The organism is Sphaerimonospora mesophila, from assembly GCF_001417795.1.
GTDB classification, from domain to species: Bacteria; Actinomycetota; Actinomycetes; order Streptosporangiales; family Streptosporangiaceae; genus Sphaerimonospora; species Sphaerimonospora mesophila.
The window spans coordinates 152,394-164,378 of the sequence record NZ_BCBX01000045.1 but is presented as its reverse complement, the minus strand read 5'-3'; the positions used below and the strand labels follow the sequence as shown (position 1 = coordinate 164,378).

Annotated in this window: 13 protein-coding genes; 12 read left to right on the top strand and 1 reads right to left on the bottom strand. The window is 60.1% G+C overall.

Going from position 1 to position 11,985, the window contains the following annotated elements:
- The first annotated feature begins 370 nt into the window (after positions 1 to 370).
- The 8 genes from AP234_RS26705 (at position 371) to AP234_RS26675 (ending at position 6,939) form a co-directional block, all read left to right on the top strand.
- Entirely contained in the window at positions 371 to 565 is a 195-nt protein-coding gene (locus AP234_RS26705; RefSeq protein ID WP_152990635.1) for a hypothetical protein, read from the top strand.
- A 91-nt stretch (positions 566 to 656) separates the two neighbouring features.
- The gene (locus AP234_RS26700; protein ID WP_055482484.1) at positions 657 to 1,292 is read left to right on the top strand and encodes a hypothetical protein; all 636 of its coding nucleotides are present in this window, start codon (positions 657 to 659) and stop codon (positions 1,290 to 1,292) included.
- 13 nt (positions 1,293 to 1,305) lie between these two features.
- Entirely contained in the window at positions 1,306 to 1,836 is a 531-nt protein-coding gene (locus AP234_RS26695; protein WP_055482483.1) for a MauE/DoxX family redox-associated membrane protein, read from the top strand.
- Positions 1,833 to 2,378, top strand: a complete 546-nt coding sequence (locus AP234_RS26690) for a TlpA family protein disulfide reductase (RefSeq protein ID WP_055482482.1) — start codon at positions 1,833 to 1,835, stop codon at positions 2,376 to 2,378. Before AP234_RS26695 ends, AP234_RS26690 begins: the two co-directional genes overlap by 4 nt.
- 146 nt (positions 2,379 to 2,524) lie before the next feature.
- Positions 2,525 to 4,210 (top strand): ABC transporter ATP-binding protein, encoded by a 1,686-nt coding sequence (locus tag AP234_RS26685; RefSeq protein WP_200926730.1) that lies wholly within the window; start codon positions 2,525 to 2,527, stop codon positions 4,208 to 4,210.
- A complete protein-coding gene (locus tag AP234_RS35345; RefSeq protein WP_083502462.1) occupies positions 4,108 to 4,671 on the top strand; it encodes a S26 family signal peptidase in 564 nt (187 codons plus the stop codon). The genes AP234_RS26685 and AP234_RS35345 overlap by 103 nt, the downstream gene beginning before the upstream one ends.
- Positions 4,646 to 5,530 (top strand): ATP-binding cassette domain-containing protein, encoded by an 885-nt coding sequence (locus tag AP234_RS26680; protein WP_200926729.1) that lies wholly within the window; start codon positions 4,646 to 4,648, stop codon positions 5,528 to 5,530. The genes AP234_RS35345 and AP234_RS26680 overlap by 26 nt, the downstream gene beginning before the upstream one ends.
- A gap of 62 nt (positions 5,531 to 5,592) precedes the next feature.
- On the top strand, positions 5,593 to 6,939 hold the full coding sequence (locus AP234_RS26675) for a hypothetical protein (RefSeq protein WP_152990634.1): 1,347 nt from the start codon (positions 5,593 to 5,595) through the stop codon (positions 6,937 to 6,939).
- Between the two features lie 103 nt (positions 6,940 to 7,042).
- Here the strand turns inward: AP234_RS26675 and AP234_RS35340 are convergent, their stop codons facing one another.
- A complete protein-coding gene (locus AP234_RS35340; RefSeq protein ID WP_160330491.1) occupies positions 7,043 to 7,813 on the bottom strand; it encodes an AfsR/SARP family transcriptional regulator in 771 nt (256 codons plus the stop codon).
- Between the two features lie 638 nt (positions 7,814 to 8,451).
- Between AP234_RS35340 and AP234_RS36650 the strand changes: the two genes are divergently transcribed.
- The 4 genes from AP234_RS36650 (at position 8,452) to AP234_RS26655 (ending at position 11,976) form a co-directional block, all read left to right on the top strand.
- The gene (locus AP234_RS36650; RefSeq protein WP_152990633.1) at positions 8,452 to 8,958 is read left to right on the top strand and encodes a hypothetical protein; all 507 of its coding nucleotides are present in this window, start codon (positions 8,452 to 8,454) and stop codon (positions 8,956 to 8,958) included.
- Between the two features lie 90 nt (positions 8,959 to 9,048).
- Complete coding sequence (locus AP234_RS36645) at positions 9,049 to 9,621, top strand: hypothetical protein (RefSeq protein ID WP_152990632.1); 573 nt, start codon at positions 9,049 to 9,051, stop codon at positions 9,619 to 9,621.
- Positions 9,614 to 10,807, top strand: a complete 1,194-nt coding sequence (locus tag AP234_RS36640; RefSeq protein ID WP_152990631.1) for an MAB_1171c family putative transporter — start codon at positions 9,614 to 9,616, stop codon at positions 10,805 to 10,807. Before AP234_RS36645 ends, AP234_RS36640 begins: the two co-directional genes overlap by 8 nt.
- An 8-nt stretch (positions 10,808 to 10,815) precedes the next feature.
- Positions 10,816 to 11,976, top strand: a complete 1,161-nt coding sequence (locus AP234_RS26655; RefSeq protein WP_055482477.1) for a cytochrome P450 — start codon at positions 10,816 to 10,818, stop codon at positions 11,974 to 11,976.
- Positions 11,977 to 11,985 lie beyond the last annotated feature (9 nt).

Genomic DNA, 11,985 nt, shown 5'->3' with positions numbered 1-11,985 from the left:
GGGCGACCTCGATGACGGCTATCGGTGAATGGATCGCCGACGTGCCCGGGCCCGTCCTTGCCAGGCTGGGGATCCGGTACGACCCGCTCCGACACCGGTATGAGGTGTCGGATGAGTCGACAGCCTCTCCTCGACCAACACGTGATCAGGAAGAAGTATCACGCCCCGGGCAGGATTACATGACCGGCGCTCTAGGAGTCTCTGGTGTTTCTGCTATGGCATTTGAAGTTGAACTGTGCTGTCAGGTTCGGGCGTGAAACAGCAGAGTCCGGAGCTGCGGAACGCAGGTTGTACGCAGAAGGTACGCAGCACTCGGGCAATCTCGGAGCGTCAGTTATCCGACATCCAAGGAGGGAACATGGTTCGGGCGATGGAGGTGACGATCGGGCGGTTCTCTCGCCTGTTCGCACCGCGGGCCGAGGCGGAAGCAGCGGTTTGCTACAACGAGTACTCCCATTGCGGCGGCGGCTGCCCGCTCTGGATCAACCAGATCTACTATGACCGGATCTGCGATGGGAAGTACCAGTACACGTTCGGTGCCGGCTGTGGCACCTGCGCGGCCTGATCAGTTCCGATTGTAGAGTGGCCGAGACGGCCAAACCCGAACTTTGGCCGTCTCGGCTTTCCCATTGTCCTATACCCGGAGGAGCCCGGAAGTGTACGCAGGCTCACTGCTGAGATATACGATCAAGGCTGTCGATTGGCGGCCACTGGCGCTCGCAGCGGTGCTCCTCGCCGGGCTGGGGCTCTCCCTCGATCCGTTCAGCGGCCACCCATTGCCGGTGCGTGGCTGGGTGGAGGCGCTGCGGATTTCCGGGGTCCTATTGGGAGCCGCCGCTGGTTTCGTCCTCATCGACCCTTTGGACGATGAACTCGGCGCTCTGCCCACTCCTCGATGGGTGCGGCAGGCAGTGAGGATCGGCCTAGCGGTTAGCACCAGTTGTCTAATCTGGTTGGCTTTCTATGCGATCACGAGCTGGAACGTCGCGCCTGGCCATGATGGATACCAGGGCGGCGTCCAACTTGAGGCCATCACCTGCGTAGTCCTTGGTCTGGCCTACGCCGGTACGGCCCTGCGCTATCGGGCCGGAACAGTTGCGGGGCTCACGGGGGCATCGGCGCTCCTGGCCACTCTGATCGTTTCGCTGTTTCTACGGGAAGAGGCGCGTGAGTACTCGCCTTGGGTACGGCCGGAACAGGAGAGCTGGGATCTCGTCCACCGGTGGTGGATAGTCGCTCTGGTCGCGGCACTGGCCTGGCTGATCGCTATGAGTAGGCAGATACGTTCATGAGTTAGGAAAGCCATTGAACCTGTTTTTATCCTGGGGTCTGCGAACCTTTCTCATTGTGATCTTCCTGACCGCGGCCGTTAGCAAGGTCCGTAATAGGCGGGCGTTCCGCGAATTCGTCTTCACTGTGCGTCGCCTGGGTTCGTGGTTTCCAGCGCAGCAGACAGCAATCATGGTTGTGGCGAGCGAGTTTGCTGTGGTGGTGATGCTCGCTTACGAGATTTCGGCCCCTTGGGGAATGCTGTTCGCGTCGGTTCTGCTGACGATCTTCCTGGTCGTCATTCTTACGGCTCTGGCCACTGGCAAAGGTGGCTCATGCAGATGCTTCGGGAGCTCGGCTGGGGAACTCGGGTGGCCGCAGGTCGTGCGGAATCTCTTACTCATCTTGGCGGGCATCGCTGGGTTCTTCGTGCAATCAAATGCGACTGATACAGACCCTGCGGCGATAGCTGCCTCCGTCTTGGCGGGGCTGGGTGCCGGGGGACTCGTTGTCTTCCAAGAGAATCTTCGTGTTTTCGTGAACAATAATGAGAAGAGGTCACCTTGACAAGTCTCATCACGGTCATCGGGGTCCTGGTAACGGCGAATCTCGCGCTCACGCTTATGGTCATCAAGAAAATCCGTGACGGGGAGGTCAGATTTGCTCGGATAGAAGCGAGTCTGCCGGGGAGCAGGCCACCAGCCGAAGTAATGCTTGCTCCGGGGGAGCAAATCGGGGAATTCTCCGTCAAGACGATTGATGGCGAACTCGTCACTGAGCAGACCCCGTTCCTCCTGGTCGGCGTGTTCTCAGCAACGTGCTTCATCTGCCATGAGCGGATCCCCGAGTTCGTCAAGCTGGCTGAAACTCTGACTCCTGGCCAGGTGCTGGCCGTGCTAACCGGGGACCAAGGCTCTTTCGCGAATGAATTGCCGAACCTGCGTCAGGTGGCGATGGTTACGAATGAAGCGGCACACGGTGGCCCGGTGGCTACGGCACTCGATGTCAAAGGCGCCCCTGCCTTCGGCTGGCTCGATGGCGCCCGAACGGTGCTGGCCTCAGGCGCGCGCACTTCGGACCTCACTGTCGTACAGGCAGCCCGTCGATGAGACTGAGCCCGATTCACCGGTCTGCAGCCTCAGCCCGCGCTGCGCTGCGTTCGATAGCATACGCGCTCAAGCTGGTCTGGAGGGCCGGCCGCGCGCGAATCCTCATCTCCTCCGCCACAACGACGGCGATATCAGTGTTGCCGTTGGTGACAGCCTGGCTCACCAAGGTACTCCTCGACCATCTAATGCTCCCAGATGCCGGCGAAGCCCTGGTCGTCATTGGAGTCACCTTGGCGCTGGCCGGAGCGGGTATGTCGGTCCTGCCGCACCTTGAGCGCCACATCCGAGGATTGACCGAACGGGCTGTTGCCCTCGTCGCCCAGGACAGACTTTACGCCTCACTGGAAGTGAGCGTAGGTATTTCCCGGTTTGAGAAACCAGAACTTCTGGACCGCATCCGGTTGGCTGCCCAGTTCGGCGGCGCCACCCCATGCCTCGTGGTGGCGTCGATGCTCGGCGTGGCTGCGTCTGCGGCGAGCATCGGCGGCTTCTTGGCAGGTGTGTTCTACTTGGAGCCTCTCTTGGTGGTGATGCTAGCCGTGTCTCTCATCCCTGTATTCGCGGCGGAGTTGAAGCTGTCGAAGGCCAGGGTTGCTACCATCCGGAAGATTGGACCGCGGGAGCGGAGGGAAATGTTTTTCCGGATGCTTCTCATCGACCCGAAAGCGGCCAAGGAACTGCGCCTACTGGGACTTTCCAGCTACTTCCGGGAGCGTATGCGGCGCGAACGAATCCAGGCCAACACCGAAACCACCAAGCAGGAGCGAAAGGAGGCTGGAACCCAGATCATCCTCGGCTTGTTCACAGCAATTCCGGCAGGTCTATGTCTGCTCTGGGTGCTTCAAAGGGCACGGACCGGCGCGGTATCGGTAGGCGATGTGGCGTTTGTGCTTGCTGCGGTTGCAGGTGTACAGACCTTGGTCATGCGTGTCGTACGGGAGCTAGCAACAATACATCACCAGTTGCTGCTCTTTCAAGAGTATATCGATATCATCAACTTGCCGTCCGACTTGCCAATTCAGATCAAACCGGTCAAGGTTCCCCCCTTGACCTACGGCATTGAGTTCAAGAACGTCTGGTTTCGCTACCAGGACGACGGCGCATGGGTGCTGCGTGGAGTGGATCTCTTCCTTCCGGCAGGCCAGACAACTGCGCTCGTAGGCCGAAACGGCGTCGGCAAGAGTACGCTGATAAAGATACTATTCCGGCTCTATGACCCGAGCCGGGGGGTCATTCTGTGGGATGGAATCGATATTCGAACCTTTGAAGTCAAAGAGCTGCGCCGACGAATGTCCGCAGTCTTCCAGGACTATATGGAATACGACCTGACGGTGGCGGAGAATGTAGGCTTGGGCGACCTGCCGAATCTAGCTGACCTGACTCGCGTGGAGAAGGCGCTCGCGCAGGCCCAGGCCGAAACGTTCGTGGCGGCACTGCCAAAAGGAGCCGAGACATTGCTGTCGCGGACATTCGCTGACGATGGCGATGAGACATCCGGGTTCACACTGTCCGGCGGTCAGTGGCAGCGGCTCGCACTCGCTCGCGCCTACTTTCGCCGGGATCCGGATTTCCTAGTCTTGGATGAGCCGAGCTCCGGCCTGGACCCGGAAGCTGAACATGATATTCATGTACGACTCCAGAGGTATCGGGCCGGCAAAACCAGTCTTCTCATCTCTCATCGGCTGGGAGCGGTCCGCGATGCGGACCAGATCGTGGTTCTGGATGCAGGATGCATCGGGGAAGTTGGCACACACGATACCCTTATGGCTTTTGGTGGCATCTACGCGCACCTCTTCACCGTGCAGGCGGAGGGATATCAGGCGGTCACATGATACTCGCGATTTGGCTGGTAATAGCAGCTCTCGGTGCCTTAGAGTGGCTCCGGCGGGGTTTCGCAGTGGTACGGATTTCGGGAACGAGCATGCTGCCCTCCTATAAGCCGGGCGACGTTCTGTTAATTCGGCGACGCATTCGGGGCAGGATTCGGGTAGGCGACGTAGTTGTGCTGCGGGAGCCGATGCTGCGACGAGACGATCAGGGTAGGCTTCAAATCATGGATGTCCGGATCCGGCGCCGTCGGTGGGTCGTCAAGAGAGTTGCAGCGTTGGCTGGTGACCCGATCGAGCTGTCCGGACGACCCGAGCGGATGGTTCGGAGCGGATCGGTGGTCGTACTTGGCGACAATCCCGACCAGAGCATTGATTCTCGCCAATTTGGCCCGATTGGCATATCGCAGGTGATAGGCGTAGTCATCCAGCGAATGCACGATGGAACGGAGGGGATCAGTGGCTGAGCCGGGACAGCGAGTGATGGTGGATGGCGTGGTCAAAAGGTACAGGGGCCGGACCGCCCTGAATTGGGTTAGCTTTGAGCTGGGGGTAGGTGTGACCGGGCTCCTTGGCCCCAACGGTGCTGGGAAGACCACGCTATTACGGTGCTTGGCCACCGTCCTCGAACGCGATGAGGGCTCGGTGCGGATCTTCGGCCATGATCCAGATGATCGAGCTGGACAGCAGGAGATCCGTGCCCGACTCGGCTACCTGCCACAGAACCCCGGGACTTATCCCAGCTTTACCGCAGAGGAACTCGTCGAGTATTTCGCGGTCCTGAAACAAATCACGGACCGGGCACAACGGAGGGTCGAGGTCAGGCGGGTGCTGGCTGAGGTCGAGCTCACAGACCGGGCTACATCCAAGATCAGGAAGTTGTCGGGAGGGATGCGGCAGCGCCTTGCCCTTGCATGCGCGCTGCTCGGCGCTCCGGAACTGCTCATCCTTGACGAACCAACCGTCGGCATGGACCCGGAGCAACGTCGCAAGTTCCGGGCGCTCATCTCCGATCTTGGAGAGCGGGCCGTCGTGCTGCTCTCGACTCATCAGACCGAGGACGTTGCGATGCTCTGCGAACAGGTGATCGTGATCAACCGTGGCCGGGTGATCTTCTCAGGGACACCACTGGACCTGGCTGCCGTCGCAGCGGGGCGGGTCTGGGAGACTGCTGAGAAACCCGATTCAGGGATCTTCTGGCGTACCGCTGAGGGCCGCTACCGAGGGGTGGGAACGCCACGGGCAGATGCGGTGACGGTGACGCCGACGGTCGAAGACGGATACACGTTGCTTCTGTCTGAACAAGACGAGGGAGCGCTCAAGTGATCATTGCCCTGCTGAGACTCGAGACGCGGCGGGCATTGCGAAGTCCAATGTTGTGGGGAGCCGTGATCCTCGTCATCGGGTGGGGCGTGCTTGCCAACTGGTGGGCCCAGCCATACTGGCCGCTCGTTGTCATCGATACAGCGAGTCTGCTTCTCCTTATCGGCGCCGCCATGTTGATCTACGGGCATTTGGTGGCGACTCGGGTCGTCCGGCACCGAATGGCCGATCAGATGGCCGCGATGCCCCACTCGGGTATCGCCCGCCCGCTCGCCGAGACGGGCGCAGTTGCCATGGTGGCGACTGCCGGGGCCCTTGTATCCACAATGGGGATCTTGGGTTCACTGTTGCCCGGGTCTGTAGCCGCCGGGAAGCCCGACTGGTGGGAGCTGATCGCCGGAATTCTCGCCGTGGTCCTCGTCGCAATGATTGGGACGGTACTCGGGCGGTGGACGGCGAGCCTCTTCGCCGCCCCTGTGATCATTTTCGTGTTGGGTACGTCGATCCTCACCGGGCTCGGTGGCTTGGCGGCATTGCTCCACCCTGTGCTATCGGACCCGCCGCCGGTCCTGTGGGACAGGTCATCCGGTCGGCACGTGGTTTACCTCGGCGCGCTCATCCTTGCGGTCACAGGACTGGCCGCAGTGGCCTGGGGACGGTACAGAGCTGGCGTGTTCCTTGCGCTTATGGGGGTTGTCGGCTCGGCTGGCGTCATTCTCTCAAGCACTGACGGTAGTCGGCTAGCGGCCAAGCAGGAGTGCATGGTACGTGAGACAGTTACTTACTGTGTCTATCCTGGGTACGAAGCCTGGATTCCACTATGGGACGACGTTGTGTCGACGGTGATATCCAACGCACCGGCCCAGGTTCGCGCCACGTTACCGCCAATCCGGCAACGTCAGAGATGGAATTCGCTGCCCATTGACCAGCATCAGGACGGGATATACATAGGGCGGACGTGGGGACGTCACGGCGGTGAGAGCGATTCGCGGCGTATCTTGGCCGCTCGGGTTGCGGCGGCACTCACGGGACTGCCGAGAGAATGGGAACAGAATACGACAGGTGAGGGACTCACTTGCGACGCGCGGGGACAGGCAAGAACTGTCCTCGCACTCTGGCTCGCCGGCCATGCGGAACCACAGCAACTGCCGTCAGTTGAGTATGAGCGGTTCGACCACCAAGGACGCAAGATCGGTGTAGAATACGCCTCGGATATGGGTTGGATTCAGTGGGGATCGGTGGAACTCCGCTATGCGGAACTCCTTACGGAGGTTCCTCACGTTGAGGATCGGATCTGGTCGAACTGGAGCAAGCTAGTTAGCCCAGAGACTACAATCCACCAGGCGCTGCCACTCCTTGGAGTTCACGCGGATCTGCCGGTCAGCTCACCCGAGGGCACCCCCTGCTCCTGAGGAGCCTAGCGACACGCCCTGTTGACGCGCTTTTACGAGCCGAGGAGCTTATCCGCTGTGTCACGCGGCTTTACCTTCGCTCAGCTGGGTGCCCAGAAAACACTCAGTGCGTAAGCGGGTGGAACCGGAAGGTCCGGATTCCGGTTTCATCTCTTGTTAGGATGGCCTGGTGCAGTTCTTGTAGCCGTGCTGAGGGCTCAATGCCCAACTGTTCCACAAGGATGCGCCGGACGTCGGAAAAGGCGATCAGCGCGTCGGACACCGAGCCGCCGAGGAAGAGTGCACGGATGAGCAGTACCCAGGCGGATTCACGAAGGGGGACCTCTGCAACGAGTTGACGGAGTTCCAGGATTAGCTCGGCAGTTACGCTCATCTCGATCGCGGCCTCGGCTCGCAGTTCCCGAAGGCGGACGTGAAACTCGTTGATGGCCTCAAATTTGGCCCGCAGAAGCTCGGAAGCAGTACAGTCCCGGCCGATGGGTCCCCGCCACATTGTGTATGCATGGGTCAGTGTAGCGAGAGCGTCGAACGACTGGCCCCGGCGGAGGAGGGTTTCCCCTTGTTGGGCGAGTCTCCGGTAGATCTCGATATCTAGCTCCCCCTCCTTGATAATCAATTGGTATCCTCCTCCCCATCCTCCCCCTCCTCCTCGAAGCGTGATCAAGCGATCGCGGAGCGAACCTAGCTGGTCGCGTAGCTGGCTGATGTAGCGGCGTAAGTTTGATGCGGCGTGATCGGTTGGCTCATTCTGCATTGAAGTGAGTAATTCATGGATAGAGAGCACGCGGTTCTCGGCTAACATAAAAATAGCGGCGAGTCCGCGCACGGGCGCTGAGCGCAGTGGCGTGGCATTATTTCCCTGAAGAATGCTCACATTGCCCAGTAGAGCAAATCGTATACCTCCTCCATGTCGGGAACAGCAGATAATAGGATTCGACATCCACATGTGCGTGCCCCTCCCATGAGAAGACAGAGTTTCCGCTGAGAACACCGGACTGTGGCGCCAACGGAAGCTGAACTCGCGGAACTCGTTACAAGCCGGTAAGTTTATGGACTGCCTAAGCCGTCCTGGAGATAGGTGCGATGGCCCGGGGGAAAGAAGACGGCACGGGGGGCGGGGCAGCGCGGCCTCTATGCCGGCGAACGGACGTACATGCTGCAGGCCTTTCCCTATGATCCGTGCGGCATGCTCACGCTCCCACTGGCCGATTCATGCAAAGACCACCTTCCTAGCTGCATTTGCGAGGGTTGTCCACAAGATGTCGGATCCACTGTGCACTCATGATTCATGCATGTCAACCGATCCGGGCAAGCGCGTTGTGCTACGAACTCCTCGGTTGACACCTATGTCCACCATGAGCGCAGGCATAGGGCCAGGTCGGTGCCGTAATACAGCCCCCTGTGCCGCGAAGCGCAACCAGGGGTTCCGTACGAGTCGATCCGCTTGTACATTAGTTGACACGCCCCTAACGGCTTCGGAGACCTATGCCTGCATCTCACAGACCCCTCAGCTTGGCGGAGAAGCTGGACACCTTGTTCCAACTGCGTCTACACCCTGAGCGCGTTGAGGACCCAAACCCCGCCCGCCGTCAGTTCTCTTATGGAGAAGTCGCCGAGGCCATCCAGCAGCAGACCGAAGGCCGCGTTCACATCTCCCGTCAGTACTTGCAGATGGTCCGAGAGGGGCATCGTCCGGGTAATTTGAGCCTCGACAAGGTCATGGCCCTGGCGAACTTCTTCGGCGTCGACCCCATCTATCTCTACGAGCCCGGGCAACTGGCTGCAGAGGACGAGGCCCGTGTAGATGCCCAGATCCGCCGTATCGATGAACAACTGAAACTCTTGCGGAGAATGCGGGACAATCAGGTTCAGTGGTTAGTAGGCCGCCTGTTGGACTCTTCCCCCGAAGGTCGGGAGCGAATAAGTCGAATCATCGAGGCGATTCGCAGCTTGGAAGCTGCCATCGGCCCTAGCCCATCGACCGCTTCTCCGTCTTGCGATACGAAAGGCGAGTCTTGAGAAGTTGACTTCCTGCCCGTCCTTTACGGTAGAGTGCAAATGATCCCCTTGGGTGCTGATTCGCAGTTTTGATCCAGTGTGGGTACGGCTATGGGTGAGGGCTGGTTGCTATTGGAGAGGGAGCCACGATCGCCGTGTGAGCTGCTGATTGAGGAGTTGGAGGACAGCGGAGTTTTATCTGACCCCTTTGATATGGGCCTGTTCGTCAAACGTGTCGAGGAACAGCGAGGCCGCCAAATCCGCCTGGTTGCTATGTCAGTGTCTCGTGGCGCCCCATGCGGTCTCTATATCAAATCGGAGACGACTGATTTTCTATGCTATGCCCGCAGCTATTCTCCCTTGCACCAGTACCACATCATCCTGCATGAGATGGGGCATCTCCTGCTTGACCACTATGACAGCGGGTGGCGTAGCGAGGACCTTCATAAGATGCTCCTTCCCGACTTGGATCCTGGACTGATAGAAAGCGTGCTCTGCCGCAACGGCTACACCAGCCCTGCGGAGGCAGAAGCGGAAGCGTTCGCCGACCTCGTCCTTGCTCCCCGGGCACTCACGCACAGATTTGACATCGCGCCTGGAACCGAACCACCGCCTGACGTCGCCAACGTGATTAGAAACATCGAGCGCGCTTGGGGGATGCAGGCGAGGCGCTTGCGTGGCTAGCGCCTTCTATTGGATAGAGGCTTTTGCTATCTGGGCCCTCGCGGTGCAGACGGTTCGCCATGTGACCGCTCGGCGTCGCTCGCCTGTGGTCAGCGCCTCGCTTGCACATGTGATTACGTTCGCTTTGGGGGCTCTGGTGCAGTCCCCAGACCTGCGTCCGCAGTTCGATCTCCTGACCGGTATCAATGGTTTCGGACGCTGGCTGGCATTCAGCCTTTTCCTCTGTTCGATGGCGGCGTTCTGGCTGGTGATCGGTCACGTGACGCACCACCAAGACAGTAGCCCCCCAGGGGTTCGAGTTCGCCTGCTCTGGGTGGTCGGCGCGATCACCATCATGGGTGTGCTGCTATTCAGCTCCGGGTCGCGAGACGACGTGGGTGCGAGCTTTCTAGCTGTCTACGGCAGAGACACTTCGGTCATCGGTTTCTATCTAGTATTCATTGGTTACATCGCCACCGTTTTGGTTGCCACGCTACGTTTGGCCTGGCGATACAAGAAGTATGCGCGACAGCGATATCTTCGCGTGGGGTTGCGTCTTCTTATTGCAGGTGACCTCTGCGGATTGGCATACGGTCTCTACCTAGGGGCCACCGTCGTAACGAGTTACCTGTCCTGGCCGCTGCCGCCGGGGGCGACCACCTACGCAGCGACGTATCTCGGATTCGGTGCCGTAATGCTTATCCTCGCCGGCCCTACGATCAGTGTATGGGGACCTCGGCTGGCAGCGCCGTGGCAAGCAGCAGCTCAGCGACGAGCACTGCATCGTCTCCATCCTCTGTGGCTGGCTTTGACGACCGCGATGCCGTATCTGAGAAGACAACCGACCCATACACTTAGTGATGAGGTGGGGTACCAACTGTACCGCCGCGTGATCGAGATTCGCGATGGCCTACTCATTCTGGAATCGTACAGTGAGCTCCGCCTGGAGCGGCAGCAATCTACGGCCGGTGCAGCGGGGCGTGCGGCGGTTCATGCCCGATCCATCGTTCTCGCCCTGCGCGCTTTCTCGGCCGGCGAGGGCGAGGGGACGGCGAGCTCTTCTGGCGAAGAGTTCTCGGCAGCCGACTGGGAGAACAGTGATTGCGAGGAAAAGAGAGTCACGCCGACGATACCATTCATGCAAGACGAAATCGCCTATCTAACACAACTTTCCGATGCCTTCGCACGTCTCAACAAAGGGAGCTGATAGTCGACATGCCCACCGCCAACTCGTTGCAGCCCCACAGCGAGCACGAAGTTCCGGAGATCGGGCCGGTGAGACGTTACACGCTGCCGTCCGGCGAGGAAGGATATCTGGTAACGCGGTACGAGGACGCCCGACGCGTCCTCACCGACCCGGTCTTCAGTCGGGCCGCCACGCTGGAGCCCGGGGCCCCTCGTTATGCGCCGCGGCCGTCAGTGGGAGTACCTGACAGCCTGCTCGATATGGACGCGCCACGCCATACGCGTCTGCGAAGCATCGCGTCTCGGGCCTTCACCCGCCGTCGTATTGAGGCCATGCGGCCGGGCATCCAGCAGATTGTCACTCGGTTGCTGGATAGCATGGCTACATCTGGTCCGCCAGTTGATCTGGTGGAGGTGTTGTGTACACCATTGCCGATCACGGTGATCTGCCAGTTGCTCGGTGTGCCCTACGAGGACCACGCGATCTTCCGAAAGTGGTCACAGGCCATGCTATCGGTCACAGACTCTACAGAGACGGTGTTCGAGGCTGCCAAGAGCCTGCGCACTTATATGACGGATCTCGTTGCCGCCAAGGTCGCAGAACCGGGCGATGACCTACTCAGTACCCTGTCGTCGGAAGGCGAAGGGGGCGCACTCACCGACTCCGAGTTGGTTAATCTCGCCGTCGTCCTCCTCGTCGCAGGGTACGAGACCACACTCAGCCAACTCTCGGCGAGTGTGTACGCGCTACTGCGCTGGCCGGAGATGTACGCGGCGCTGCAGGCCGATCCCTCGCTCGTCCCCTCTGCGATAGAGGAGCTCCTGCGTGTGCACCCGGCCATCCCTCAGTTGCTCTTCCGGGTGACCACACACGACACCGAGGTCGGAGGAGTACGTATTCCCTCCTGCAGCGGAGTGGTGATCTCTGCCTCAGCCGCCAACCGCGACAATGCTGCCTTCACTGACGCCCACGAGATCAAACCGGACCGCTCCGACAACGCCCATGTGAGCTTCGGGCACGGCCCACATTTCTGTCTGGGCGCGATGCTGGCTCGCACCGAACTTCAGGTGGCGATGGCTGGGCTAGTGAGCCGATTTCCAACTCTGGCACTCGCCGTTCCCGTCTCGGAGATTCCGTGGCGAGCTGGTCATCTTGTCAACGGTCCCACGATGCTACCCGTTACATGGTAGACGGTACCT

What these genes read in the sequence shown, in the direction of transcription:
- AP234_RS26705 (WP_152990635.1), top strand. Translation starts at nt 371, where the DNA reads ATGGAGGTGACGATCGGGCGGTTCTCTCGCCTGTTCGCACCGCGGGCC.
- AP234_RS35345 (WP_083502462.1), top strand. Translation starts at nt 4,108, where the DNA reads ATGCATCGGGGAAGTTGGCACACACGATACCCTTATGGCTTTTGGTGG.
- AP234_RS26680 (WP_200926729.1), top strand. Translation starts at nt 4,646, where the DNA reads ATGGAACGGAGGGGATCAGTGGCTGAGCCGGGACAGCGAGTGATGGTG.
- AP234_RS36645 (WP_152990632.1), top strand. Translation starts at nt 9,049, where the DNA reads ATGGGTGAGGGCTGGTTGCTATTGGAGAGGGAGCCACGATCGCCGTGT.
- AP234_RS26655 (WP_055482477.1), top strand. Translation starts at nt 10,816, where the DNA reads ATGCCCACCGCCAACTCGTTGCAGCCCCACAGCGAGCACGAAGTTCCG.